We start from the raw sequence: 24993 nt of genomic DNA, 5'->3' as shown, positions 1-24993 counted from the left end.
CGAAAGACTTAGGGAAGGAAGAAGATGCGACAGGGTTGGAGATGGTTCGGACCGGAAGCGCCGGTGACGCTGGATGAAGTCCGCCAAACGGGCGCGACGAATATCGTCTCTTCGCTGCATCAGGTGCCGATCGGCAGGGCCTGGACGGAAAGGGAAGTGCGCGAACGCCAGTCCCTGATCGAGACGACGCCCGGCGACCGTTCCCCGCTCGTCTGGTCGGTGGTCGAGAGCATCCCGATCCCCGACGCCGTCAAGCGCAAGGGCGGGGAGGCGAAGGCCGAGATCGAGGCGTGGATCGCCAGTCTCGAAGCGGTCGCCGCCTGCGGCATTCCGATCGTCTGCTATAATTTTATGCCTGTCGTGGACTGGACTCGCACCGACCTCGATTTCGTGACGCCGACAGGCGCTACCGCCATGCGCTTCGATCATGAACGCTTCGCAGCCTTCGATCTCTTCATCCTGGAGCGGCCGGATGCGGCGCAGCACTATTCACAGGAGGACCGCGAACGGGCGCGTGTCGTTTTCGAGGCTATGTCGGACGAGGAGATCGCCGACATCACCCGTATCATCACCTCGGCTCTGCCGGGGTCGACCACCGAACCGCTGACCATTCCGGCCTTCCGGGAAAAGCTGGTCGCCTATAGCGGTATCGATGCCGCAAGATTGCGTCGGCACCTGATCGAATTCCTGGAGGCGGTGACGCCGGCTGCCGAAGCGCGCGGTGTCAAGCTGACATTGCATCCCGATGATCCGCCGCGCTCGCTGTTCGGCTTGCCGCGCATCGCCTCGACGGCCGATGATTATGCCGCGCTCTTCGATGCCGTGCCATCGGCGGCAAACGGCATGTGTTATTGCACCGGCAGCCTCGGCGTGCGTGCCGAGAACGACCTGCCGGCGATCGCCCGGCGTTTTGCTTCGCGCATCCACTTCGCCCATCTGCGCGCCACGACGCGCGAGGGCGATGGCCGGACGTTCCATGAAAGTGCGCATCTGGAAGGCGACGTCGACATGGTCGCCGTTCTCCGCGAACTGGTTGCGGAGGATCGCCGCCGCGGCGCGCAAAACACCATCGTCTTCCGCTCGGATCATGGCCATCGTATGCTCGACGATCTCGACAAGGTCGTCACGCCAGGTTACCCCGCCATCGGCCGCATGCGCGGCCTCGCCGAACTGCGCGGCATCCTGCATGCGCTCGGCGCGCCGCCGAACTGAATGCCGCCCCGGTTCGCGGCGTTCGCCCTTCAGCGGAAATCATCGCGCTCTGAAGCCCGAGCGGTGCTTCAGAGCGCGCAACCTTTCAGGAAAAGATCGGCGCACATCTTCGCCCGAGCCGCAATCGTCTCGATCTTCGGCGGTGGCTCCTGGCGCAGCATCGCGGCACGCTGCGGCTCCATGATCATCATGCCGCGCAGCATGCCGCAGGCCGCATGCGGATCATCAAGCGCAATCAGTCCGCGATCGATCTGCTTGTGAAGCCAGTTCTCCATCAGTGTATTGGTTCTGACGACCGCCTTTTCATAGAAGGCGTTGGCGATCTCGGGGAATCGATCAGATTCGCTGATGACAAGCCGGGTCACGGTGATCGTATCGACTGACAGCGTCAGCATGCCATAGGCCATCAGCATGCGTTCCAACCCCTGCCTGAGATCGGCCACGGCGAGTGTGCCGGGGTCAAGCGCCAACAAAAAACGCTCCGTGCGCTCCGTGATCATCTCCGAAAAGAGATCTGCTTTCGTCGGAAACAGGCGGTAGAGCGTCTTGGTCGAAATCCCGGCCTCCTGCGCGATCGCAGCGATGCTCGCCGCGGCATAGCCGTTCTGGTGGAACTGCCTGTTCGCCGCCTCGATGATCAGGCTTCTCGTATCCTCGTCGCAGCGGACTTGCGGGCGTCCTCGCGGCTTCTTCTCGATTTCGTGATTTTGGACCATAACGATTTTCCAAATTCTCATTGACATCCAATTTCTAATACATATTTTGGAAAACATCAAGTTTCCTAAATAGGATTTCACTCGAATTCAGAGGCCGCAGCCCAAGAGACGGCGACCCGTCATCCGGAGAGAGACAATGACCATCAAGAAGCTGCATGCCTTGAACAACAATGATGTCGCCGAAACTGTTGTCGAAGCTGTCCCGGCAAGCCTTGACGCCGGCAAGACGCCGCGCATCGCCGAGGCCGCCGCCCCTGTTGCCGAGGAAAAGCCCGCCCGCAAGGGCGGCGGCCGCTCCCTGCTGTTCGGCGCCACCGCTCTCGTGCTGATCGCCGCCGGCGCCTATTACGGCCATGATTACTGGACGGTCGGCCGCTTCCATGTCTCGACCGACGACGCCTATGTGAAGGCCGACAGCAGCACCATCGCCCCCAAGGTAACAGGCTATCTCGCCGAGGTCCTCGTCATGGACAACGAGACCGTCAAGGCCGGCCAGCCGCTTGCCCGCATCGACGACCGCGATTTCAAGGCAGCACTCGATCAGGCCAAGGCCGACGTCGCCGCAGCCGAGGCCACCGTCAACGCCAAGCAGGCTTCGCTCGATATCCAGCAATCGACGATCGCCGCCGCCCGCGCGACGGTCGACGTCGACCGCGCCAACGAGACCTTTGCCGAGCAGAACAACAAGCGCTATTCGAACCTTGCCACTAGCGGCTATGCCCCGGTCCAGACGGCGCAACAGGCCGCCTCGCAAATCGCTGCCGCCCAGGCGTCGATCGTGCGCGACATCGCCTCGCTCGATGCCGCCGTCAAGCAGGTCGATCTTCTCAACGCCGAACTGGCCCAGGCAAAGGCGGCGCTTGCGCACAGCCAGGCCGTCCAGCACCAGGCTGAGCTCAACCTTTCCTATGCGACGATCACCGCGCCCGTCGACGGCACCGTGGGCAACCGGACGCTGCGCGTCGGCCAATATGTCCAGGCCGGCACCCAGCTCATGTCGGTCGTGCCGACGACGGCTGCCTATGTCATCGCCAACTACAAGGAAACCCAACTCACCGACGTCAAGGCCGGCCAGCCAGTCGATATCGAGGTCGATATGTTCCCCGGCCGCACCTATCACGGCCATGTCGACAGCCTCGCGCCGGCAAGCGGTCAGGAATTCGCCCTGCTGCCACCCGATAACGCTACCGGCAACTTCACCAAGGTCGTCCAGCGCATTCCCGTCAGGATCGTGCTCGACGGCAACGCCGCCGCCAACGGCGACCTGCGCCCCGGCATGTCGGTCCAGCCTAGCATCGACACCAAGAATGACCGCAGCTAGGCCGGGGACAAGGAGTTCGTGTCATGTCCACCATCGCAGCAACAACCATCGCTGTCCCGCAGCCGAAAACCGGCGCCAGCACCAGAGACTGGATCGCCGTTCTCGCCGGCATGATCGGTGCCTTCATGGCGATCCTCAATATCCAGATCACCAATGCCTCGCTGCTCGACATCGAGGGCGGCATCGGAACAGGCGTCGACAATGGCGCCTGGATCTCGACCTCCTACCTGATCGGCGAGATCGTCGTCATCCCGTTGACAGCCTATTTCAGCAGCGTCTTCTCGTTCCGCCGCTATATCCTCGTCAACTCAGTCCTCTTCCCGCTGTTTTCGATTGGCTGTGCCTTCGCCCATGATCTCGGCACGATGATCGTGCTGCGCGGCCTGCAGGGTTTTGCCGGCGGCGTGCTGATCCCCATGGCCTTCACCATGGTGCTGACCAAGCTGCCGAAGCACCAGCAGCCGCTCGGCCTTGCAGCCTTCGCGCTCTCGGTCACCTTTGCACCGGCGATCGGCCCGACCATCGGCGGCTATCTCACCGAAAATTACGGCTGGCAGACGATCTTCTTCATCAACGCCATCCCGAGCGCCATCATGGCGGTCGCCGTTGCCCTGACGCTCGACAAGCAGCCGATGCGGCTCGGCCTGCTGAGGGAAGGCGACTGGGCGGGGATCATCAGCATGGCGATCGGCCTCTCGGCGCTGCAGACGGTGCTCGAAGAAGGCAACAAGGAGGACTGGTTCTCCTCGCCCTTCATCGTCAAGCTGAGCATCCTCGCCTTCGTCTTCCTCGTCGCCTTCATCTGGATCGAGCTGACGGTGGAAAAGCCGCTGGTCAAGCTGCGCCTGCTGAAGCAGCGCAACTTCGGCATTGGCGTTGCCGTCAACGTGCTGGTCGGCGTCGCCCTCTTCGGTACCGTCTATATCCTGCCGCAATATCTCGGCCAGGTGCAGCGCTACAATGCCGAGCAGATCGGCAACGTGCTGGCCTGGACCGGCCTGCCGCAGCTGCTTCTGATCCCGCTCGTGCCGATGATGATGAAGCGCTTCGATGCGCGTTACATCGGCTTCCTCGGCATCTCGATCTTTGCGATCAGTTGCTTCATGAACATCACATTGTCGGCCGATACCGCAGGCGACCAGTTCTGGATTCCGAATATCATCCGCGCCATCGGCCAGGCCCTGGTGCTGACGCCGATCACCGCCATCACCACCGCCGGCATCGCCCCTTCTGATGCGGCCGCCGCCTCGGGCCTCACCAACATGCTGCGCAATCTCGGCGGCGCCGTCGGCACGGCAACGCTCGGAACGGTGCTGACCAAACGTGAGCAGTTCCACTCGAACATCATTGGCCAGTCGGTGACGCTCGGCCGTGACGAAGTTCGCACCCGTCTCGACCAATTGACAGGCTACTTCCTGCAGCATGGCGTTTCCGATCATGCCGTCGCCGCCCAGAAAGCCGTCGTGGCGCTTGGTCAGGTCGTCAAACGCCAGGCCCTCATCCTCGGCTTTGCCGATACCTTCGCCGTCATTGGCGTGGTTCTCGCCATTGCGGCCGTCGCCCTGCTGCTCACCCAAAAACCGCGGGCCGGCGGTGGCGCCGGCGCTCACTGAAACCAGCGCTCACCGGACTTCCCGGCGAGCGCCTTCTGCTGCCTTTTATTGCGGGATTTCGACCGTAAAGGCAAAGCGGGCCACGGCGCCCGGCGCCAGGATCGTGGTCGATGGCCTCTTCGATAGCTCGCCGGAGCCGCCGGCTTCCGCGGCCGTTCCATGCCAGGGCTCGATGCAGAGGAAGGGCGCTCCCGGCTTGGTCCACAGCGCAAGATTGGGCAGGTTTTCGAACTGGAAGTGCATGGTGGGGCCGCCTTCGACGCCATAGGTCAGGCCTTCGCCCGCACCATCAGGGAAAATCATCGCATCCTGCTCGAACATCGAATGATCGAGCACCAGCCGGCCGGTATCGAACGGCGAGGGCAGGGGCGCGGGATTGATGAGACCGCCTCCCAGCCGCACCAGCGCCGGCTCGCCTTTATTGTCGAGCATGACGATATGGTCGCGGCCGGCAGCATCGGGCAATGGCCAGGCGAAGGCCGAATGGAAGCCGAGGCCGAAGGGCATCGGCTTCGGGTCGCGATTGGTGACCTCCGCCGTGACAGTCAACGCGCGGCCCTCGACCGCATGCACCACGGCCAGCTGAAATTCGAACGGATAGACCGCCCGCGTCGCCTCCGAGGCGGCCAGTTCGAACCGGCACATCGTCTCAGTGGAGGCAGCAAGGGCGAATTCGCTGCGGCGGGCAAAGCCATGCTGGGCCATTGGATAGACCGCGCCATCAATCGCGATCTTGTCATCAGGCGCCTTGCCGACGATCGGAAACAGGATAGGCGACCGCCCGGTCCAGAAGGCTGCGTCGCCGGTCCATAACCACGAGCGTCCGTCGCTTGATGTCAGCGCCTGCATCTCGGCGCCGAGAGAGGAGACATCGATGGTGAGATCCTGATTCCCGATCCGGATGGAGATTGGCATCGCGCTTCCTTTCGCATTGGTGCGGCACCAAGCCATACCGTTCCGAACGGGGGATTTCCACCCAGTAGAGGGGCGGGACGGCAGCCACACCAGCCGCTGCCCTCGTCATTTCCTGATCGCGCCCAATCTCGCGATCACTTCGTTCGGGATGCCGTAGCGCTGGATGGCGTCGCGGTTGTTCCGCAAGCCGCAAATCTCACGCTGGATGAAGAACGCCCAGACGGCGTCGGAGGCTTCGTTGAGAAGCCTCTCGCGGTCTTCGGCGCTCTGGCGGTCGGCAGCCCAGGCCTTCAGGGCGGCAAGGGCTGCCTCCACCTTTAGCCCGTGCCGTCCGAGCGAATCCGCGCGCGCCGACATCAACTCGTATTCGAGGACGTTGAAGCCGTTTCTATCCTGCTCGGATTGTCTGAAGGATTGCGGCGGACGAACGCTCATTGGCACAGGTCTCCGTTGGCGCGAGCCACAATATTAGCCAATCCGGCCCAAAATTAAAGAAGGTGAGCATGATGTCGTCCGAAAACCGCTCACTGTTTCAGCATCATGCTCCCGACATCGAGAGGGTGGGAAACAGGCCTATCCTGCCGTGTCAACGCGTGGCATAAGGGCGCCAAAATCTCTTTCCAGGCTCCCGCGCAAACCATGATCCGTATCGAAAATATCAGCAAGCAGCTCAGCCACCGCATCCTCTTCATCGAGGCGTCCGCAGCGCTCAACAGAGGCGAGAAGATCGGTCTCGTCGGCCCGAACGGCGCCGGCAAGACGACCGTCTTCCGGATGATCAACGGCGAGGAGCAACCCGACGAGGGGCAGGTCTCCTGCGAGAAAGGCGTCACCATCGGCTATTTCAACCAGGATGTCGGTGAGATGGCAGGCCACAGCGCCGTTGCCGAGGTGATGAATGGCGCAGGTCCTGTCAGCATCGTTGCCGGGGAATTGCGTGAGCTCGAGGCGGCCATGGCCGATCCCGAGCAGGCCGACAACATGGAAGAGATCATCGATCGCTACGGCGAGGTGCAGGCGCGCTACGAGGAGCTGGATGGTTATGCGCTCGATGGACGCGCCCGCGAAGTGCTCGCGGGCCTAAGCTTCAGCCAGGAGATGATGGACGGCGATGTCGGTGCGCTGTCGGGCGGCTGGAAGATGCGCGTGGCGCTCGCCCGCATTCTGCTGATGCGTCCCGACGTCATGCTGCTCGACGAGCCGAGCAACCATCTGGATCTGGAAAGCCTGATCTGGCTGGAAGAATTCCTGAAAGGCTATGAAGGCGCGCTGCTGATGACCTCGCACGACCGCGAGTTCATGAACCGTATCGTCACCAAGATCATCGAGATCGACGGCGGCACGCTGACGGCCTATTCCGGCGACTATGAATTCTACGAGCAGCAGCGGGCGCAGAACGAGAAGCAGCAGCAGGCTCAGTTCGAACGCCAGCAGGCGATGCTCGCCAAGGAGATCAAGTTCATCGAGCGCTTCAAGGCACGCGCCTCGCATGCCTCCCAGGTGCAGAGCCGCGTGAAGAAACTCGAGAAGATCGACCGGGTGGAGCCGCCCAAGCGCCGTCAAATCGTTTCCTTCGAGTTCCAGCCGGCGCCGCGCTCCGGCGAGGACGTGGTCAACCTGAAGAATGTCCACAAGAAATATGGCAGCCGCAGCATCTATGACGGTTTGGATTTCGTCGTGCGCCGCCGGGAACGCTGGTGCATCATGGGCATCAACGGCGCCGGCAAGTCGACGCTGCTGAAGCTGGTGACCGGCTCCACCGCGCCTGATCAGGGCAGCGTTGCACTGGGCGCCAGCGTCAAGATGGGTTATTTCGCCCAGCACGCCATGGACATATTGGACGGCGAGCGCACCGTGTTCCAGATGCTGGAGGACCAGTTTCCCCAGGCAGGGCAGGGGCCCTTGCGCGCGCTGGCCGGCTGCTTCGGGTTCTCCGGCGACGATGTCGAGAAGCGGTGCCGGGTCCTATCCGGTGGCGAGAAGGCGCGGCTGGTCATGGCGATCATGCTGTTCGATCCGCCGAACCTGCTCGTGCTCGACGAGCCGACGAACCATCTCGACCTCGACACCAAGGAAATGCTGATCAAGGCGCTGTCGCAATATGAGGGCACGATGCTGTTCGTCTCGCACGACCGGCATTTCCTGGCCGCACTCTCCAACCGGGTACTGGAGCTGACGCCCGAGGGCATCCATCAATATGGCGGCGGCTATACCGAATATGTGGCGCGCACCGGCCACGAGGCGCCCGGACTGCGAAGCTGACGATTTTCTTTGCGCGGCATGTCTAAACCGTCAGCGTCGGAACGACAAGCGGAGAGCCGGCCAGCGATATCGGTTGGCCGCTCGAAGCAACTCGATGCAGCGCAGGCGCATCAACTGGTCGAGCCGGTCGCAGTGTCAGCGCTCGGTTCGGGCGTACGCTTGCTGCTGACGATCAAGGTCGATGACGTCGATGCGGTTTTTGCAGAACTGCGCAAACTCGGGGTCGCGCTGCTCAACGGCCCGACCGATCGCCCATGGGGCCGCCGCACCGCGGCTTTTGCCGATCCGTCGGGCCATGTCTGGGAGGTCGCGCGGAATTGCGCCAAAGCATGTCGCGCAAAAGTGTGCAGCGGTTTGCGATAACGACATGCGCAAAAATAAAGATTTAAAGCGACGCACTTTAGACGGCTGTTGCAGTACTCTGATGCCACCTTCGTATTTTGCCGTCATCGGCCGTACGGGCAGGCGGCTTCTTCCACGCAAAGAACGGATTCGGCGGCTGTTGCCACGATGATGACCAAATTCCGTGGTGTTCGGAGGCCTCTTCATGCAATCGGGGACGGGCGCATCGGCATGGACTGGATCAATCGCTACATCGATCAGCCGCTACTGCACGGCGCGGCGGGTTTGCTGCGGAGTTGGCATATCCGCACGCGGCAACCGCCGGAGCTGCTGGAGCCGACGTGGAATCTCGTTGTGCTCTCCTTTCTCCTGATCGCGAGCGGGCAGGTCATGGCCGGCGAGACTTTCACGCTCAGTGTTGCCGCGCTGGTCATGCTGGCGCTGCCGTCCGCTCGAAAGCTGCTTTCGGCTGTGAAGGCAGGGCAAGGCGGTTACGGCGCCCGGGAATACAAGTCGCTAAGAGCGCGCGCCATCGCTAAACGTGAGGCGGAGTGGTCGGTGCGGATCATCGTCCTCTTCGCATCCGCCTGCCTTCCGTTCATCGCCCGCATCGACGATCCGGTGGGAGCCTATTTCATGCTGGGAGCCAGCATCTGGTTCGTCCTAACCGGGCCGCTCAAGGCCTATCTCGACGCAGCCGAACCTCCCGAGCCGAATGAAGGCGACCGAATGTACAGCGGCGTCTTTCACGTCGGCTGAATGGAGCTGATGCGACGCTGCATGTCCCGGCCATCAGACGGACGGGAACCAAATGGGGCTGCCTTCGTTATCACCGCAGCAACGTACAAGGAGATTGCGATGCTTTATTACGCTCTCGTGTTTCTCGTCGTGGCCTTGATTGCCGGCGTCCTCGGATTTGGCGGCATCGCAGGGGCTTCAGCTTCCATTGCCCAGGTTCTGTTCTTCATTTTCCTGGTGCTGTTCGTCGTCTCGCTCGTTATGCAACTGATGAGAAGAACCTAGTGCGAACAAATCGAGCATAAAACCCGGCGAACATTGCCGGGTTTTTCTTCATTGCCACATCCGGTTTGACGCCTCCGTCACTGAAGGTTTCCGTCCCGGTCGTGGTCGGCTGTCGCGAAATCCGCCATCACCCGCTGCATGAATTCGCTGCGGCTGATGCGGCCGTCGTGGTTCGCGTCAGTCAAAGTGAATTGCGCGACCGTCAGAATCTGCACCGTCTCATCGGACTGCAGGCTGCCGTCGTTGTTTTTGTCGAGACTTCCGAAAGCCGTGCCCATGAAGGTCTCGTATTCTGATCGGTCGACGGTCTTGGTGGTATTCGTGTCAAGCCGATCCATCTGGCCCTGATACATCGATCCAGGCTGTTGCTGTTGTTGCGCCACTGCCCCAACGCATTGGCACAGTATGAATGTGGTCACCAAAGCCAAGGTCTTCATCGCTTGTTATCCCTCTCCAATTAGCGGCAAGCCAGACGGTTGCCGACGTAACCGCCGCCGCCGATGCCGGCGCCGATAGCAAGCACTTGCCCGGTTCCGGCGCCGATCGTGCTGCCGATCAAGCCGCCGACAATCGCCGCCGACGGTTCCCGCAATGCAGCCGAATTCGGAATTACGATCCGAGACGGCCTGCGACGTCGGCCCGGACTGGCAGGCGGAGACGGCAAGGCATCCCGCCAGTATGATATTTGTCCTGCTTATGCCCATCTTTCCCTCCCGATAGATTGCCCGCCATCTCCAATAGAGATCGGGGGGCGTACGATTGTCCGCCCCCCGAGAAAATATCGCCTGATTATATTTCTCAAATTCAAACTTAGTTTCTGTTCGAACAGAAGCATAATTCCGGAAAGCAAGCGGAAATTCTGCGGCAATGCCAAGACATCATGCCGTTTCCTCTCCAGTTACAGTGCCGCATGGAGAGTATCTTCAAATAGTACAGATATCTATATGGCATGGCAACCTACGCGATCATCGATCGTCTACGCAAATAGGGGTGCCTGCGATGTGCATAATACCGCTCGTTGAGAGTTGACAGCGCTCGGGATCGTGCCTTTCCGGCAACCATCGCTGATAACATCGTTAAATAACCGGATGACGCGAAAAGATGCCTTCGAAATGTCCCAAAGGGGGCTGAACCGTAAGCGTGTTTGTCGCTTGCGCCCTCCCACGCGCTTCGACATGCGATGCGTAAATGATGCCGGTTCGGGATCGTTTTGCGGTTCCGTCCGTTATCTGTTGCCGAATCTGGTGGCGAGTAGCCGGGTATGCTCCCGTCACGATTTGAGAAGGAGAGACTTATGAAGAAAATTGTTGCGACGGCGTTTGCCGCGGTATCGTTGACGCTTGTCGGCGCAGGGGCGGTCAATGCCGCTGACCTCGTCACGAGGACATATGAAGAGCCGGACCTGCGCAATGGCGTGAAAATCGGCTACCTCACCTGCGATATTGGTGGCGGCACGGGTTATGTGCTTGGTTCATCCAAGGAAGCTGATTGCATCTTCCAGTCGACCGTCGGCAACGAACTTTCGGATCGTTATACCGGCGAAGTGAGAAAGCTCGGCATCGACATTGGCTTCACCACGCGCAGCCGCCTGATCTGGGCGGTGTTCGCGCCGACGGCCGGCTATCACCGCGGATCGCTCGCCGGCCTCTATGTCGGCGCTACAGCCGAAGCGACGCTCGGCGCTGGTGTCGGCGCTAATCTCCTGGTTGGCGGCACCTCCGGTTCGATCCATCTGCAGACGGTCAGCCTGACCGGTCAGCTCGGCCTCAACGTTGCGGCCGGCAGTGCCTCGATGACGCTGACGGCAGCGAATTGATATGCCTTTTTGGCGCCTCCCGCCGCATGGCGGCAAGGGGGCGCCGCCACCTCTTCTGAGGAGCGATTTCGCGCCCTCGCATGCCCAAGCCGGATCACGACATCATGGATATTCGAATGGCAACGCCGGCGAGGACGAGATCCTGGTTGGGCACTATCTGAATATCTGGGAGAGCTACGGCACACCACCGGAACACTACAGGCCTGATGCGGCGGCGCGGATCTTGTCGTTCATCGGTCGCGAAGAGCGCCGGCTGACCTCGTTCCTTGCCATCATCGACAGGGCCATCGCCGGGTTCCGCATCCTGCCAGCTGCACCAATCGTCGTTTCCGGGGTCATCCGGCCGGAGCGGCGGCTGCACGGTTACATCTGGTCCGTCTATGTCGGAGACGCTTTCCGCCGGCGCGGAATCGCACTGGCGCTGACCAACAAGGCTGTCGACTATCTGAGGTCGATTGGCTGCACCGCCGCCGTCATTCATGCCCCGGATCCAGGCTTACCCATCTATGGGGCCGCTGGTTTCCAACTGGTGAAGGAAATGCCCCTGAAGTTTTCGCCGGAGTATGATCGCCGGAGCCGCGGCTGGGCTTCCTACGCTTTCACCCTACCAGGTGCGACAAAGGCGGCGATCGTTGCCTCATCATGGCCAGCCTCGCGCAGAAAGCGGCTGGCGAATTCGATGGCAGGGCTTCTAAGCGCATCGTCCGGTCTAATCAGGTGAAAAGCCACATGGTAATCGAGCGTCCGCTCCGAGACAGCGACAACGCGCCCGATGGCCAGCGCGGCATCCGACAGCGGCGGGCGCGCGAGCGCGATGCCGAGCCCCTGTGCACAGGCATCGATCACCAGATTGTAGTCCTCGAAGCGCCGGTCGTGGCCGCGCGGCGTGTAGTCGACACCCTCAGGGGAGAGCCAGCGGCGCCAGCCTTCAATATTCGAATCATGCAAGATCGGCATCTCGAGCAGCGAAAAGGCATCGGAGCGCTGCCCGAGCCGGTCCGCCAGCATCGGGGCGGCGATCGGAAACGATTTCTCCTGCCAGAGCGGCAGGGCACGCACGCCGGCCCACGGCCCCTTGCCGCAGCGAATGGCAAGATCCGTGCCTTCGCCGAAATCCGCCAGCCGGTGTTCGAGCGTCAGCTCGACATGCAGCTCGTTTCCTTCGAGCTTCGGCAGGCGCTGAAACAGCCATAGAGAGGCGACGGAGGGCGTCACCGAAAGGCGCACCACTGCCTTGTTGCGACGAGGCAGCCAGCGCTCGCCGCTGTTGCCGAGCAGCGCGAGCGCTTCCTCCGCCCGCGCGAAGAACCGCATACCTTCCGGCGTCAGGCGCACGCCCCGAGCTTCGCGCGCAAACAGCCGTACGCCCATCCAGCGCTCCAGGCGCGAGACCTGTCGCGACACCGCGCCGTGGGTGATGCCGCTTTCCTCGGCTGCAGCCGAAAACGATCCGAGCCGGGCGGCGCGGGCAAAGGTCTCGAGCGTATCGAGCGGCGGAAGCACTGGCGAGCTGTGAACCATACGCACATTTGATCATCGATTGCGATGCTTTTCAAGCACGCCTCGAAGACCTAATCACTGTCGCAGGAACATATGGAGGCGAAAATGAGCATGGCGGCAAGCGCACCGATTTCGACGAAACAGCAAGGCGGGTTTGATCTGGTGGCCTTTGTGGCGATCCTCGTCACCATCCTCTTCTGGGCGTCCTCCTTCGTGGTGATCCGTATCTGTCTCGGACCGCTGACGCCGATCGAACTGGCGACGGCCCGCTATGTGGCAGCCGGTGTCATCGCGCTCGTCTATCTCGTTATCTACCGGCCGATGCCGGAAAAACGCGATTTCGTTCGCCTCTCCGTTGCCGCCGTGCTTTTCATTGCTGCCTATGCGGTTCTGCTGAACACAGGCGAGCAGACCGTTGCGGCAGGACCGGCGAGCTTCATCATCAACACCATGCCGGTTTTCACCGCCCTCATTGCCACATTCGCGCTCGGCGAGCGCTTCGGCCGATGGGGCTGGGCGGGCACCGCGATTTCCTTCGGCGGCGTGGCGCTGATTGCAGTCGCCTCCGACGGAGGTTTCAAGCTCGATCCAAATGCCGTCCTCATCCTTGGCGCAGCGCTTTGCTCATCGATCGCCAGCGTGTTGCAGAAGCCGCTGCTCGGGCGGCTGCCGGCGCTTGCCGTCACTGCCTGGATCCTGATGATCGGTTCCGTGCCGCTGTTTCCAGCCGTTCCGGCGACGATCCAGGCGCTGGCCGCCGCACCGGCGGAGGTGAACTGGGGGGTTGCCTATCTCGTCATCTTCCCAACCGCGATCGGCTACTTCACCTGGGCGATCGCCCTGAAGCGGTTGACCGCCGCCCGCGCCTCGAATTTCCTCTATGGCGTTCCGCCGGTTGCCACGCTGATCGGGTTCGTCTGGCTGGGCGAAACGCCGACGGTGCTCGGCGCGGTCGGTGGCGTCATGGCAATCTTCGGCGTGCTGGTCGTCAACGTGATGCGGAAGCGGTAAGCGTCGAATTCGGGCGGGGAAGGCTGCCCGGTACCAGTTAGGCATTGCGTTGCGGTTCGCTTTCTTTAAAACGAAAGCAGATCGAAAGGCGCGCGCTGATGTTCTTGACCGACCGGCAAATTGAAATCGTGGCGATTGCGAAATCGAGCGGCAGGGTTCTAGTCGAGGAGCTCGCCTCCCGCTTTTCGGTGACGCCCCAGACGATCCGCAAGGACCTGAACGATCTCTGCGATGCGCAGCTGCTGACGCGCATCCATGGCGGCGCCACATTCCCGAGTGGGACGGAGAATGTCAAATACGAAGCGCGCCGCCAGATCGCCGCTTCCGAGAAACAGGCAATCGGCATTGCGACGGTCGAGCTCATCCCGAGCGGCGCCTCGCTCTTCATCAACATCGGAACGACGACAGAAGCGGTGGGCGAGGCGCTCGCCAACCATCACGAGCTGATGGTAATCACCAACAATATCAACGTTGCCAATAGGTTGCGCCTTTTCCCGGCGATCGAGGTGGTAATCGCAGGCGGGGTCGTGCGCGGTGCGGACGGCGGGATCGTCGGCGAGGCGGCCGTCGATTTCATCCGCCAGTTCAAGGTCGACTACGCCGTGATCGGCGCGTCTGCGATCGACATCGACGGTGCGCTTCTTGACTATGATTTTCGCGAAGTGAAGGTCGCTCAGGCAATCATCGCCAATGCCCGACATGTCATTCTCGTTGCCGATTCGACGAAGTTTGAACGCACCGCACCAGTCAGGATCGGCCAGCTTTCCCAGGTTCATACCTTCATCACCGATCACTGTCCGGTGCCGTCGATCCGCAATCTCTGCCTCGAAAACAATGTGAAGCTGATCGAAACCAACAGCAGATTTCGCTAGACGACCATCTCCCGCCAAACATTCGTTTGACATTCGGATCTCTTTCGTTTTAACTGATGTTGCTTTCGCAATTGCGCAAGTTTTGTGCGATGCGAAATTTGGAATGGGCTCGGAGGGGATATTGGGCCGGGAGATTTACGACATATTCGTCATCGGCGGCGGCATCAACGGCTGCGGCATCGCGCGCGATGCCGTCGGGCGCGGCTATTCGGTGGCGCTGGCGGAAATGAACGATTTCGCCTCGGGTACCTCGTCGGGCGCCACCAAGCTGATCCATGGCGGCTTGCGTTATCTCGAGCATTACGAGTTCCGCTTGGTGCGAGAATCGCTGATGGAGCGCGAGATCCTCTGGGCGATGGCGCCGCACATCATCTGGCCTCTGCGTTTCGTACTGCCTTACCACAAGGGCGGCATCCGGCCGGCCTGGCTAATCCGGCTCGGTCTCTTCCTTTACGACCATCTTGGCGGCCGCAAGCTGTTGCCACCGACATCGGTGCTTGACTTGCGCCGCGATCCGGCCGGCAAGCCGCTGAAGGCGCTGTTTTCCAAGGCCTTTGAATATTCCGACGGCTGGGTCGACGATGCCCGCATGGTGGTGCTGAACGCCCGCGATGCCGCCGACAAGGGCGCGACCATCATGCCGCGCACCAAGGTGGTGTCGGCAAGGCGCGAGAACGGTCTGTGGCATATCGAGACCACCGACACGGTCGCCAGCCGCAACGATAGCCATCAGGCTCGTATGCTGGTCAATGCCGCCGGTCCCTGGGTCGACCATGTCATACGTTCTGCTTTCGGCCAAAACGAAGCCCACCATGTCCGCCTCGTCCAGGGCAGCCATATCGTCGTGAAGAAGAAATTCGACGATCCGCGCGCCTATTTCTTCCAGAATCCCGACAACCGCATCATCTTCGCCATCCCCTATGAGGGCGACTTCACCCTGATCGGCACCACGGATCGCGACTACACCGCCGATCCCAAGGATGTCAGGATTTCGGAGGAGGAGACGGTCTATCTCTGCAATGCGGCGTCGGAATATTTCAAGGAGCCGGTCGGGCCGGAGGATATCGTCTGGACCTATTCGGCGGTCCGGCCGCTTTATGACGACGGCGCCTCGAAGGCGCAGGAGGCGACGCGCGACTACGTGTTGAAGCTGGAGGGCGAAGGAAATGCCGCGCCGCTGCTCAACGTCTTCGGTGGCAAGCTCACCACCTATCGCCGGCTTTCCGAACATGCGCTGGAGAAGATCGGCGCTGCGATCGGCGTCAAGGGCGCCCCGTGGACGGCGAAAAGCCATCTGCCCGGCGGCGACTTCCCGGTCCGGGGTTACGATGCCGAGGTCGCCGACCTGAAACGGCATTATCCGTTCCTCGCAGATCGGCATGCCCGCCGGCTGGTGCGCCGCTACGGCACCAGGACCAAGATGCTGCTCGGCGAAGCCCGCGGCCTCGACGATCTCGGACGGCTGTTCGGCGGCGATCTCTACGAGGCCGAGGTAACCTATCTGGTCAAACATGAATGGGCCCGGCACGCTGAAGACGTGCTGTGGAGGAGAACAAAGGATGGTCTGCGCCTTTCGAAGGAGCAGGCCCAGTCACTGGAGGAGTACATGGCTGCCATACCGGCGATGGTCGGATAGGCGGCGTGTGGTCCCCGCTGCGTGGAGGCACGGGAACAGGAATGCTGGAACTGCGGAAGGCCGCAAAGATGGTGGGAGGAGACTATCATATCCACCCAACCGATCTTGTTTTTGAAAGAGGAACGCTAAACGTTCTGCTTGGGCCGACCTTGTCGGGCAAGACCTCGTTGATGCGTCTGATGGCCGGCCTTGATCGGCCGACGACCGGTACGATCCATTTTGATGGCGCTGACGTGACGGGTATGCCTGTCCAGAAGCGCAACATCGCGATGGTCTACCAGCAGTTCATCAATTATCCGGCATTGACGGTCTACGAGAATATTGCCTCGCCGCTGCGGATTGCCGGCAAGGATGCCAAGACCATCGATCTGGAGGTGCGCAAGGCCGCCGAACTTCTGAAACTCGGGCCTTATCTCGATCGCACGCCGCTCAACCTCTCGGGTGGCCAGCAGCAGCGCACGGCGCTTGCCCGTGCACTCGTGAAGAATGCGAGCCTCGTTTTGATGGACGAGCCGCTTGCCAACCTCGATTACAAGCTGCGTGAGGAACTGCGGCAGGAATTGCCGCGCATCTTCGCGCAGTCCGGCGCAATCTTCGTTTATGCCACGACCGAACCCTCCGAAGCCTTGTTGCTGGGCGGTAATACGGCAGCGCTCAGCGAGGGCCGGATCACCCAGTTTGGCCCGACGGTCGAGGTCTATCGTCATCCGCTCGATCTGACGACGGCGAAAACCTTTGCCGATCCGCCGCTGAATTTCATTGATCTGGTCAAATCGGAAGGCAACTTCCTGCGCGATGGCGTTTTGCTTCTTGCAGTGCCGCCGCATCTTCGGAATGTGCCGGACGGGCCGGCAACGATCGCGTTTCACCCGCATCATCTTGCACCAACCGCCCAGACGGCTGGTTCAGCGCGGATGACGACAAGGACGCAGGTTTCGGAGATCACCGGGTCGGAAAGTTTCGTCCACCTGCAATTTGCCGACACCCGCTGGGTAATGCTTGCGCACGGCATCCACAATATCGACCCGGATACGGACATCTCCGTTTTCATCGATACGCGTCACCTGATGGCGTTCGGCGCGGACGGCCGGGCGATCACCACAGCCAGGCAAGGGGGCTAGGAGAAGATCATGGCACGTATCACCCTCGATCATATTCGCCATGCCTATGGGCCAAACCCGAAGAGCGAGAAGGATTACGCTCTCAAGGAAGTGCATCACGAGTGGAACGACGGCGGCGCCTATGCGCTGCTCGGGCCTTCGGGCTGCGGAAAGACCTCGCTGCTCAATATCATTTCCGGCCTCATTCAGCCTTCCGAAGGACGGATTCTCTTCGACGGGCAGGATGTTACCAACCTGCCGACGCAGCAGCGAAATATCGCGCAGGTATTCCAGTTTCCGGTCATCTACGACACGATGACGGTTTACGACAACCTCGCCTTTCCTCTGCGCAACCGCGGCGTGGCCGAGGCGGAAGTCGACCGGCGCGTCCGCGAGATCCTCGAGATGATTGATCTTGCCGGCTGGGCCAAGCGGCGGGCGCGCGGCTTGACTGCGGACCAAAAGCAGAAGATTTCGCTCGGCCGCGGACTCGTGCGCTCGGATGTGAACGCGATTCTCTTTGACGAGCCGCTCACTGTTATCGATCCGCATATGAAATGGGTGCTGCGATCGCAGCTGAAGCGGCTGCATAAGCAGTTCGGTTTTACCATGGTCTATGTCACGCATGACCAGACGGAGGCGCTGACCTTCGCCGACAAGGTCGTTGTGATGTACGACGGCGAGATCGTGCAGATCGGCACTCCGACCGAACTCTTCGAGCGTCCAAGCCATACCTTCGTCGGCTACTTCATCGGTTCGCCGGGCATGAACTTTATGCCGGCCAAGGTAGAGGGCAGTACGGTTCGGGTCGGCGAGCACGCGCTGTCGCTCGACTATGCGCCAAAGACTTCGTCGGCGTCCAAGGTAGAGCTTGGCATCCGGCCCGAATTTATCCGGGTCGGCCGCGAGGGTATGCCTGTGACGGTCAGCAAAGTGGAAGATATCGGCCGGCAGAAGATCGTCCGCGCGCAATTTGCCGGCCAGGCAATCGCAGTCATCGTTCCTGAGGACGAGGAAATTCCGGCTGATCCCCGGGTGACCTTCGAGCCATCGGGCATCAGTATCTATGCCGACTCCTGGCGTGCCGGACCGGAGGCTTAATCATGGAAAAAACCTGGAACAACAAAGCCTGGTTTCTGGTTCTGCCGGTCCTCGTGCTGGTGGCTTTCTCGGCTGTCATTCCCTTGATGACGGTTGTGAACTATTCCGTTCAGGACACTTTCGGAAACAACCAGTTCTTCTGGAACGGAACGGACTGGTTTACCGAAATCCTGCATTCCGACCGATTCTGGGCCGCCCTGCAGCGAAACTTGATTTTTTCGTTGATCATTCTCGCTCTTGAGATCCCGCTCGGTATCTTCATTGCGCTCAACATGCCGAAGTCAGGCATCGGCGTGCCGGTTTGCCTGGTTCTGATGGCGCTGCCGCTGTTGATCCCGTGGAACGTGGTCGGCACGATCTGGCAGGTGTTCGGCCGCAACGACATTGGTTTGTTCGGCTATTACGTCAATGCCATCGGCATCGATTACAACTATGTGCAGGATCCGCTCGACGCCTGGGTGACGGTCATCATAATGGATGTCTGGCACTGGACGAGCCTGGTCGTCTTGCTCTGCTATGCAGGCCTCGTTTCCATTCCGGATGCCTTCTATCAGGCAGCCAAGATCGACGGTGCCTCTCGTTGGGCTGTGTTCCGCTATATCCAGCTGCCAAAGATGAAGCGCGTTCTTCTGATCGCCGTGCTGCTGCGTTTCATGGATAGTTTCATGATCTACACCGAGCCTTTTGTCGTCACTGGTGGCGGTCCCGGCAACGCGACCACTTTCCTGTCGATCGATCTGGTCAAGACCGCCCTCGGACAGTTTGACCTCGGTCCGGCCGCTGCCATGTCGCTGGTCTATTTCCTGATCATCCTGCTGCTTTCGTGGGTGTTCTACACCGTCATGACAAGCCACGACGCGGAGAATTGAAATGAGCGCCTCCAACGAAACGACAGCGAGCCGAAAAATCTCTGGCGTTACCAGTGTCGCAAGCGGGCTCTCCGCCGATGAAGTCGGCCGTCTGATGCGCCGGCGCGGCGAGGAATCGCGCTGGTGGTGGCTGGTTCCAACGATCTATATCATTGTGCTCCTGCTGCCGATCTATTGGCTCGTCAACATGAGCTTCAAGACCAACGCGGAAATCGTCAATTCTCTGACGCTTTATCCTCATAACCCGACGATCGCCAATTACGTGACGATCTTCACGGAGAAGGCCTGGTATTCCGGCTACATCAATTCAATCACCTATGTCGTGATCAACATGGTGATCTCGGTGGCAGCCGCGCTGCCGGCGGCCTATGCCTTCTCCCGTTATCGGTTCCTTGGTGACAAGCATCTGTTCTTCTGGTTGCTGACGAACCGGATGGCGCCGCCGGCGGTCTTTGCCCTGCCGTTCTTCCAGCTCTACTCAGCCTTTGGGCTCATCGATACGCACATCGCCGTGGCATTGGCGCATTGCCTCTTCAACGTGCCGCTTGCGGTCTGGATCCTTGAAGGCTTCATGTCCGGCGTGCCGAAGGAAATCGACGAAACGGCCTATATCGATGGCTATTCGTTCCCGCGCTTTTTCCTGAAGATCTTCACGCCGCTGATTGCGAGCGGCATAGGTGTCGCCTGCTTCTTCTGCTTCATGTTCTCTTGGGTCGAGTTGCTGATCGCACGCACGCTGACGACGACCGACGCGAAGCCGATCGCTGCCACCATGACCCGTACCGTCTCTGCGTCCGGCATGGATTGGGGCCTGCTCGCCGCCGCCGGTGTTCTGACCTTGATCCCAGGGGCGCTGGTGATCTGGTTTGTGCGCAATTACATCGCCAAGGGCTTCGCCCTAGGGAGGGTTTGATGAGTTTTTCGCTTCCCGATTTTTCATGGATGGCATGGACCTGGCCGACGGCCACTTTCTTCGTCGTCATCGCATTGCTGCTGATCGGCATGGGGGTCTGGGAATACGCCGCTCCGGGCGGCAATCCCCGGATCGGAATCCTGCGCTTCGAGACGACGCGCGGTGACCGGCTTTTCCTTTCGCTGCTCGGCAGCGCCTTTATCCATCTTGCCTGGCTTGGTCTCGCTGGATCAAGCCTCTGGTGGGCTCTCGCTCTCTCCGTTATCTACGCCGTCGGCGTATTCCGTTACGTGTGAGGCAAACTGATGCAGATGGCCGGGGTTTTTCTGGCCGCCTGAGACGTGAAGACTGCAATCGCAAAACCCTGGGAGGATATCATGCGAAGGCATTTATTGACGACGACAGCAGCCGTGCTGCTGGCCATGACCGGGTCGGCCTATGCCGGCATGGACGAGGCAAAGACTTTTCTGGACAAAGAGATCGGCGACGTGTCGACGCTCTCTCGCGCCGACCAGGAAAAGGAAATGCAATGGTTCATCGATGCTGCGAAGCCTTTCCAGGGGATGGACATCAAGGTTGTTTCGGAAACCTTGACCACCCACAAGTATGAGTCCGAGGTTCTGGCTCCGGCCTTTACTGCGATTACCGGGATCAAGGTCACGCACGACGTCATTCAAGAGGGTGACGTTGTCGAGAAGATCCAGACGCAGATGCAGACCGGTCAGAACCTTTATGACGGCTGGGTCAACGACTCCGACTTGATCGGCACCCACTGGCGCTATCAGCAGGTGCGCAACCTGACCGACTGGATGGCCGGCGAAGGCAAGGACGTTACCAACCCCGGCCTCGATATCGACGACTTCATCGGCACCAAGTTTACGACGGCACCGGACAAGAAGCTTTATCAGCTTCCCGACCAGCAGTTCGCAAACCTTTACTGGTTCCGATATGACTGGTTCAACGACGAGAAGAACAAGGCCGATTTCAAGGCGAAGTATGGCTACGATCTTGGCGTTCCGGTCAACTGGTCCGCTTATGAGGACATCGCCGAATTCTTTACCGGCCGTGACGTCAACGGCAAGAAGGTCTTCGGCCATATGGATTACGGCAAGAAGGACCCGTCGCTCGGCTGGCGCTTCACCGACGCCTGGCTTTCGATGGCCGGCAATGGTGACAAGGGTCTGCCGAACGGTCTTCCGGTCGACGAATGGGGTATCAAAGTCGACGAAAAGTCGCGTCCCGTCGGTTCGTGCGTCGCGCGTGGCGGCGATACCAACGGCCCAGCTTCCGTCTATTCGATCCAGAAGTATCTCGATTGGTTAAAGGCCTATGCACCGCCGGAAGCTCAGGGCATGACCTTCTCGGAATCCGGTCCGGTGCCGGCACAGGGTAACGTCGCGCAGCAGATCTTTTGGTATACGGCGTTTACCGCAGACATGGTCAAGCCTGGCCTGCCTGTCATGAACGAAGACGGTACGCCGAAATGGCGCATGGCACCGAGTCCGCATGGCGTTTACTGGAAAGACGGCATGAAGCTTGGCTATCAGGACGTCGGTTCCTGGACGCTGATGAAATCGACCCCGACGGACCGTGCAAAGGCCGCGTGGCTCTATGCACAGTTCGTGACCTCGAAGACGATTGACGTGAAGAAGAGCCAGCTCGGTCTCACCTTCATCCGCGAATCCACCATTCGCGACAAGAGCTTCACGGAGCGCGCTCCGAAGCTTGGCGGTCTGATCGAGTTCTATCGTTCGCCTGCGCGTGTTCAGTGGTCGCCAACCGGCACCAACGTTCCCGACTATCCGAAGCTGGCTCAGCTTTGGTGGCAGGCTATCGGTGACGCCGCTGCCGGCGCCAAGACGCCACAGGAAGCCATGGATTCTCTTTGCGGCGAGCAAGAGAAGGTCATGGGCCGTATCGAGAAATCGGGCGTCCAGGGCGATATCGGCCCGAAACTCGCCAAAGAGCATGACCTCGCTTACTGGAACGCGGATGCGGTGAAGAAGGGCAATCTTGCGCCGCAGCTGAAGATCGAGAACGAGAAGGAAAAGCCGGTCACGGTCAACTACGACGAACTCGTCAAGAGCTGGCAGTCGAAGTAAGGCGGACCTCGGCCGGAGGCAACGAGGCTTCCGGCCATCACTTCCCGCCACCGGCCGCAAGCCGGTGGCACCCAAAATCTTTCTCTATGAAATCTCCGCATCCGCCCGCTTTGCCGGGCGGAGCGGTTTCGTGCGAGCCGGAGACGGATATGAGCGGCTATATTCTTTCGATCGACCAAGGCACAACGTCGTCGCGCGCGATCATCTTTGATGGCGACATGAAAATGGCCGGCTCGGCGCAGGCAGAGATCACCCAATATTATCCGCAGCCCGGATGGGTGGAGCACGACGCCGCCGAAATCTGGCAGTCCGTCGTCGATACTGTGCGCAGGGCGATCGCCGATGCCGGTATTGATGCCGCCGACATTGCCGCGATCGGCATTACCAATCAGCGCGAGACGGCGGTCATCTGGGACCGACGGTCAGGCGCGCCGCTTCACCGGGCGATCGTCTGGCAGGACAGGCGCACGGCGGAAATGTGCGAGAGCCTGAAGGCCGATGGATATGAGAAGCTGTTCAGCGCCAAGACCGGCCTGCTGCTCGACCCCTATTTCTCCGGAACGAAGCTCGGCTGGCTGCTCGACAACGTCGATGGTCTGCGTGAGAAGGCCGAGGCCGGTGGGGTCTGCTTCGGCACGATCGATAGCTGGCTGATCTACAATCTGACTGATGGACGCGTGCATGCCACCGATGCGACCAATGCGTCGCGAACGCTGCTCTATAATATCGATGACGATGCCTGGGATGAGGAGCTTCTCGGCATTCTCCGCATTCCGGCCGCCATGCTTCCTGACGTCATGGAATGCGCAGATGATTTCGGCCGCGTCGCCAAGGCGCTGTTCGGCGCGGAACTTCCGATCCTTGGTGTCGCCGGCGACCAGCAGGCAGCGGCGATGGGCAATGCCTGTTTCGAACCCGGCATGATGAAATCCACTTACGGCACCGGCTGCTTTGCCCTGTTGAACACCGGCCGGGATCGTGTTTCCTCCTCCAACCGGATGTTGACGACGATCGCCTGCAGGCTCGACGGCGAGACGACCTATGCGCTCGAAGGCTCGATCTTCATCGCCGGTGCCGCTGTGCAATGGCTGCGCGACGGCCTCGGCATCATCGGCCAGGCATCCGAGGCCGGGGTGCTTGCCGCCAAGGCCGATCCCGGACAGCAGGTCTACATCGTTCCGGCCTTCACCGGCCTCGGCGCTCCCTATTGGGATCCGGCTGCGCGCGGCGCGATCTTCGGTCTGACGCGAAACAGCGGGCCGGCGGAATTCGCCCGCGCCGTGCTCGAATCCGTCGCCTACCAGACGCTCGATCTGCTGGTGGCGATGAAGAAGGACTGGGGCGTCAACCACCTGGAAACGGTGCTGCGCGTCGATGGCGGTATGGCGGCGTCGGATTGGACGATGCAGTGCCTGGCCGACATGACCGGAAATCCTGTCGACCGCTCGGCGATCCGCGAGACGACGGCGCTTGGCGCTGCCTGGCTTGCCGGCTCGAAAGTCGGCATCTGGCCCGGCAAACGGGATTTTGCGCAGGCCTGGGCCTGCGACCGCCGCTTCAGCCCTTCGATGGACGAGACCGAGCGGCAGGGCAAGATCATCGGCTGGAAGAATGCCGTATCCAGAATGATTTCAGACGCCTCCGCGGGATAGGACCGCTTCCGGCTCTCTTACGCGCCGGCAGCCTTTCTGTTGATGAAGCTCAGCGCGAGCACGGCGAAGATCAGCGTTCCCGTGCCGACCTGCTGCCAATAGAAGTTCAGATCGGTCAGCAGAAGCCCATTGGCGACGATGCTGAGCAGCAGCGCGCCGAGAACGGTCCCGCCGACATTCGGCCGTCCGAGTGGGCTGAGCGTCGTGCCGATGAAAGTCGCGCCGATGGCATTGAGCAGGAAGGCATTGCCGGAGGAAGGGATGTAGGTGGTGACGGTTGCGGTCAGGATCAGGCCGGCGATTGCCGCGATCAACCCGACCAGGATGAATGTCACCGCGACATGGGCCGGCGCGGCGATGCCGGAATAGCGCACGACGCCCGGCTGGATTCCGATCGATAGGATGACGCGACCGAAACGCGTGCGGGCAAAAACAATGGCAGCAGCGGCGATGACGACGATGGCCGCGGCAAGCGGCATCGGGAAGCCGGCGATCGTGCCGTGGCCGAGGAAACGGAAGGCTTCCGGCACGCCGTTCGGCGGCAGATAGACCGGATTGCCGCCATTGGTCAGCAGTTGCTGAACGCTGCGGCCGATGAACAGCGTGCCGAGCGTGGCGAGGAACGGCGACACGCCGATCCCTGAAATCAGCAGCGCATTGAAGGCACCGACGAACGCTCCGGCGGCCATTCCCGCGAGTGCAGCGACTGCCACCGGCTGCCCGGCGAGGACGAGCGAGACGAAGGCAAAGCTGGCAAAATCCATCGCCGTTCCCACCGAAAGATCGATGCCGCCCGACGCGACGGCGAAGGTCATGGCGACGGAGACGATGGCAAGCAGCGTGAAATTGTTGACCAGGATGCTCTGCAGGTTGGCCGGCGACAGGAACGTCGGCGTTGCCACGGAAAAGGCGGCAAACACCGCAACCAGGGCGAGGATCAGCCCATAGCGCACCAGGCCGCCGGCGATGAGACGCGGCAAGTCGATGCTGGCGGGGGGAGGGATCTGGAGCGACATG

At 61.0% G+C, this 24993-nt stretch carries 23 protein-coding genes and 3 pseudogenes; 19 read left to right on the top strand and 7 right to left on the bottom strand.

Going from position 1 to position 24993, the window contains the following annotated elements; genetic code table 11:
- The first annotated feature begins 24 nt into the window (after positions 1-24).
- On the top strand, positions 25-1212 hold the full coding sequence (uxuA, locus tag N2600_RS34335; protein WP_260299885.1) for a mannonate dehydratase: 1188 nt from the start codon (positions 25-27) through the stop codon (positions 1210-1212).
- Positions 1213-1280: 68 nt separating this feature from the next.
- Here the strand turns inward: uxuA and N2600_RS34330 are convergent, their stop codons facing one another.
- The gene (locus N2600_RS34330; RefSeq protein WP_222281246.1) at positions 1281-1928 is read right to left on the bottom strand and encodes a TetR/AcrR family transcriptional regulator; all 648 of its coding nucleotides are present in this window, start codon (positions 1926-1928) and stop codon (positions 1281-1283) included.
- Between the two features lie 136 nt (positions 1929-2064).
- Here N2600_RS34330 and N2600_RS34325 point away from each other — a divergent pair, with 136 nt between their 5' ends.
- On the top strand, positions 2065-3249 hold the full coding sequence (locus N2600_RS34325) for an HlyD family secretion protein (protein WP_260299884.1): 1185 nt from the start codon (positions 2065-2067) through the stop codon (positions 3247-3249).
- 23 nt (positions 3250-3272) lie between these two features.
- Complete coding sequence (locus N2600_RS34320; protein WP_260299883.1) at positions 3273-4862, top strand: DHA2 family efflux MFS transporter permease subunit; 1590 nt, start codon at positions 3273-3275, stop codon at positions 4860-4862.
- Between the two features lie 45 nt (positions 4863-4907).
- Here the strand turns inward: N2600_RS34320 and N2600_RS34315 are convergent, their stop codons facing one another.
- Together N2600_RS34315 and N2600_RS34310 are read right to left on the bottom strand one after the other, a co-directional pair.
- Positions 4908-5777: an aldose 1-epimerase family protein gene (locus tag N2600_RS34315; protein ID WP_260299882.1), complete on the bottom strand. Its 870-nt coding sequence runs from the start codon at positions 5775-5777 to the stop codon at positions 4908-4910.
- Positions 5778-5882: 105 nt separating this feature from the next.
- On the bottom strand, positions 5883-6212 hold the full coding sequence (locus tag N2600_RS34310; protein WP_032986043.1) for a DUF6665 family protein: 330 nt from the start codon (positions 6210-6212) through the stop codon (positions 5883-5885).
- Positions 6213-6416: 204 nt separating this feature from the next.
- Between N2600_RS34310 and N2600_RS34305 the strand changes: the two genes are divergently transcribed.
- From N2600_RS34305 to N2600_RS34290, 4 genes and pseudogenes are all read left to right on the top strand, one after another.
- On the top strand, positions 6417-8039 hold the full coding sequence (locus N2600_RS34305; RefSeq protein ID WP_222387704.1) for an ABC-F family ATP-binding cassette domain-containing protein: 1623 nt from the start codon (positions 6417-6419) through the stop codon (positions 8037-8039).
- Positions 8040-8144: 105 nt separating this feature from the next.
- A pseudogene (locus N2600_RS34300) lies at positions 8145-8402 on the top strand (VOC family protein); the annotation flags it as partial.
- Positions 8403-8549: 147 nt separating this feature from the next.
- Complete coding sequence (locus tag N2600_RS34295; protein ID WP_162116619.1) at positions 8550-9140, top strand: hypothetical protein; 591 nt, start codon at positions 8550-8552, stop codon at positions 9138-9140.
- Positions 9141-9239: 99 nt separating this feature from the next.
- Positions 9240-9404, top strand: a complete 165-nt coding sequence (locus tag N2600_RS34290) for a DUF1328 domain-containing protein (protein WP_162116620.1) — start codon at positions 9240-9242, stop codon at positions 9402-9404.
- Positions 9405-9481: 77 nt separating this feature from the next.
- On the opposite strand, the gene N2600_RS34285 is transcribed toward N2600_RS34290, so the two are convergent.
- Together N2600_RS34285 and N2600_RS34280 are read right to left on the bottom strand one after the other, a co-directional pair.
- On the bottom strand, positions 9482-9841 hold the full coding sequence (locus tag N2600_RS34285) for an EF-hand domain-containing protein (RefSeq protein WP_260299881.1): 360 nt from the start codon (positions 9839-9841) through the stop codon (positions 9482-9484).
- Between the two features lie 20 nt (positions 9842-9861).
- Positions 9862-10108, bottom strand: a pseudogene (locus N2600_RS34280) (hypothetical protein).
- Positions 10109-10698: 590 nt separating this feature from the next.
- Between N2600_RS34280 and N2600_RS34275 the strand changes: the two are divergent.
- Both N2600_RS34275 and N2600_RS34270 read left to right on the top strand, forming a co-directional pair.
- Entirely contained in the window at positions 10699-11220 is a 522-nt protein-coding gene (locus N2600_RS34275) for a DUF992 domain-containing protein (RefSeq protein WP_017969341.1), read from the top strand.
- A gap of 1 nt (position 11221) precedes the next feature.
- A pseudogene (locus N2600_RS34270) lies at positions 11222-11635 on the top strand (hypothetical protein); the annotation flags it as partial.
- A 176-nt stretch (positions 11636-11811) separates the two neighbouring features.
- Here N2600_RS34270 and N2600_RS34265 read toward each other — a convergent pair.
- Entirely contained in the window at positions 11812-12741 is a 930-nt protein-coding gene (locus N2600_RS34265) for a LysR family transcriptional regulator (RefSeq protein WP_260299880.1), read from the bottom strand.
- A 72-nt stretch (positions 12742-12813) separates the two neighbouring features.
- Here N2600_RS34265 and N2600_RS34260 point away from each other — a divergent pair, with 72 nt between their 5' ends.
- The 10 genes from N2600_RS34260 (at position 12814) to glpK (ending at position 23976) form a co-directional block, all read left to right on the top strand.
- On the top strand, positions 12814-13731 hold the full coding sequence (locus N2600_RS34260; RefSeq protein WP_260299879.1) for a DMT family transporter: 918 nt from the start codon (positions 12814-12816) through the stop codon (positions 13729-13731).
- A 98-nt stretch (positions 13732-13829) separates the two neighbouring features.
- Positions 13830-14603, top strand: a complete 774-nt coding sequence (locus tag N2600_RS34255; RefSeq protein WP_222385974.1) for a DeoR/GlpR family DNA-binding transcription regulator — start codon at positions 13830-13832, stop codon at positions 14601-14603.
- 121 nt (positions 14604-14724) lie between these two features.
- On the top strand, positions 14725-16239 hold the full coding sequence (gene glpD, locus N2600_RS34250; protein ID WP_260299878.1) for a glycerol-3-phosphate dehydrogenase: 1515 nt from the start codon (positions 14725-14727) through the stop codon (positions 16237-16239).
- Positions 16240-16280: 41 nt separating this feature from the next.
- Complete coding sequence (locus N2600_RS34245) at positions 16281-17360, top strand: ABC transporter ATP-binding protein (RefSeq protein WP_222385976.1); 1080 nt, start codon at positions 16281-16283, stop codon at positions 17358-17360.
- A 9-nt stretch (positions 17361-17369) separates the two neighbouring features.
- Positions 17370-18440, top strand: a complete 1071-nt coding sequence (locus N2600_RS34240; RefSeq protein ID WP_260299877.1) for an ABC transporter ATP-binding protein — start codon at positions 17370-17372, stop codon at positions 18438-18440.
- Positions 18441-18442: 2 nt separating this feature from the next.
- Positions 18443-19309: a carbohydrate ABC transporter permease gene (locus N2600_RS34235; protein ID WP_162116627.1), complete on the top strand. Its 867-nt coding sequence runs from the start codon at positions 18443-18445 to the stop codon at positions 19307-19309.
- 1 nt (position 19310) lies between these two features.
- Positions 19311-20222 (top strand): carbohydrate ABC transporter permease, encoded by a 912-nt coding sequence (locus N2600_RS34230; protein ID WP_017969350.1) that lies wholly within the window; start codon positions 19311-19313, stop codon positions 20220-20222.
- Complete coding sequence (locus N2600_RS34225; protein ID WP_222281239.1) at positions 20222-20518, top strand: DUF2160 domain-containing protein; 297 nt, start codon at positions 20222-20224, stop codon at positions 20516-20518. The genes N2600_RS34230 and N2600_RS34225 overlap by 1 nt, the downstream gene beginning before the upstream one ends.
- Before the next feature lie 81 nt (positions 20519-20599).
- Positions 20600-22324 (top strand): ABC transporter substrate-binding protein, encoded by a 1725-nt coding sequence (locus N2600_RS34220; protein WP_162116629.1) that lies wholly within the window; start codon positions 20600-20602, stop codon positions 22322-22324.
- A gap of 149 nt (positions 22325-22473) precedes the next feature.
- Positions 22474-23976, top strand: a complete 1503-nt coding sequence (gene glpK, locus N2600_RS34215; RefSeq protein ID WP_260299876.1) for a glycerol kinase GlpK — start codon at positions 22474-22476, stop codon at positions 23974-23976.
- 17 nt (positions 23977-23993) lie between these two features.
- On the opposite strand, the gene N2600_RS34210 is transcribed toward glpK, so the two are convergent.
- On the bottom strand, positions 23994-24992 hold the full coding sequence (locus N2600_RS34210) for an ABC transporter permease (RefSeq protein ID WP_260299875.1): 999 nt from the start codon (positions 24990-24992) through the stop codon (positions 23994-23996).
- Position 24993: the final 1 nt, after the last annotated feature.

The organism is Rhizobium sp. WSM1274 (assembly GCF_025200775.1).
Taxonomy (GTDB): domain Bacteria; phylum Pseudomonadota; class Alphaproteobacteria; order Rhizobiales; family Rhizobiaceae; genus Rhizobium; species Rhizobium leguminosarum_I.
This window is presented reverse-complemented; position numbering and strand designations above follow the sequence as displayed.

What these genes read in the sequence shown, in the direction of transcription:
- uxuA (WP_260299885.1), top strand. Translation starts at nt 25, where the DNA reads ATGCGACAGGGTTGGAGATGGTTCGGACCGGAAGCGCCGGTGACGCTG.
- N2600_RS34330 (WP_222281246.1), bottom strand. Translation starts at nt 1,928, where the DNA reads ATGGTCCAAAATCACGAAATCGAGAAGAAGCCGCGAGGACGCCCGCAA.
- N2600_RS34325 (WP_260299884.1), top strand. Translation starts at nt 2,065, where the DNA reads ATGACCATCAAGAAGCTGCATGCCTTGAACAACAATGATGTCGCCGAA.
- N2600_RS34320 (WP_260299883.1), top strand. Translation starts at nt 3,273, where the DNA reads ATGTCCACCATCGCAGCAACAACCATCGCTGTCCCGCAGCCGAAAACC.
- N2600_RS34315 (WP_260299882.1), bottom strand. Translation starts at nt 5,777, where the DNA reads ATGCCAATCTCCATCCGGATCGGGAATCAGGATCTCACCATCGATGTC.
- N2600_RS34310 (WP_032986043.1), bottom strand. Translation starts at nt 6,212, where the DNA reads ATGAGCGTTCGTCCGCCGCAATCCTTCAGACAATCCGAGCAGGATAGA.
- N2600_RS34305 (WP_222387704.1), top strand. Translation starts at nt 6,417, where the DNA reads ATGATCCGTATCGAAAATATCAGCAAGCAGCTCAGCCACCGCATCCTC.
- N2600_RS34295 (WP_162116619.1), top strand. Translation starts at nt 8,550, where the DNA reads ATGATGACCAAATTCCGTGGTGTTCGGAGGCCTCTTCATGCAATCGGG.
- N2600_RS34290 (WP_162116620.1), top strand. Translation starts at nt 9,240, where the DNA reads ATGCTTTATTACGCTCTCGTGTTTCTCGTCGTGGCCTTGATTGCCGGC.
- N2600_RS34285 (WP_260299881.1), bottom strand. Translation starts at nt 9,841, where the DNA reads ATGAAGACCTTGGCTTTGGTGACCACATTCATACTGTGCCAATGCGTT.
- N2600_RS34275 (WP_017969341.1), top strand. Translation starts at nt 10,699, where the DNA reads ATGAAGAAAATTGTTGCGACGGCGTTTGCCGCGGTATCGTTGACGCTT.
- N2600_RS34265 (WP_260299880.1), bottom strand. Translation starts at nt 12,741, where the DNA reads ATGGTTCACAGCTCGCCAGTGCTTCCGCCGCTCGATACGCTCGAGACC.
- N2600_RS34260 (WP_260299879.1), top strand. Translation starts at nt 12,814, where the DNA reads ATGGAGGCGAAAATGAGCATGGCGGCAAGCGCACCGATTTCGACGAAA.
- N2600_RS34255 (WP_222385974.1), top strand. Translation starts at nt 13,830, where the DNA reads ATGTTCTTGACCGACCGGCAAATTGAAATCGTGGCGATTGCGAAATCG.
- N2600_RS34245 (WP_222385976.1), top strand. Translation starts at nt 16,281, where the DNA reads ATGCTGGAACTGCGGAAGGCCGCAAAGATGGTGGGAGGAGACTATCAT.
- N2600_RS34240 (WP_260299877.1), top strand. Translation starts at nt 17,370, where the DNA reads ATGGCACGTATCACCCTCGATCATATTCGCCATGCCTATGGGCCAAAC.
- N2600_RS34235 (WP_162116627.1), top strand. Translation starts at nt 18,443, where the DNA reads ATGGAAAAAACCTGGAACAACAAAGCCTGGTTTCTGGTTCTGCCGGTC.
- N2600_RS34230 (WP_017969350.1), top strand. Translation starts at nt 19,311, where the DNA reads ATGAGCGCCTCCAACGAAACGACAGCGAGCCGAAAAATCTCTGGCGTT.
- N2600_RS34225 (WP_222281239.1), top strand. Translation starts at nt 20,222, where the DNA reads ATGAGTTTTTCGCTTCCCGATTTTTCATGGATGGCATGGACCTGGCCG.
- N2600_RS34220 (WP_162116629.1), top strand. Translation starts at nt 20,600, where the DNA reads ATGCGAAGGCATTTATTGACGACGACAGCAGCCGTGCTGCTGGCCATG.
- glpK (WP_260299876.1), top strand. Translation starts at nt 22,474, where the DNA reads ATGAGCGGCTATATTCTTTCGATCGACCAAGGCACAACGTCGTCGCGC.
- N2600_RS34210 (WP_260299875.1), bottom strand. Translation starts at nt 24,992, where the DNA reads ATGTCGCTCCAGATCCCTCCCCCCGCCAGCATCGACTTGCCGCGTCTC.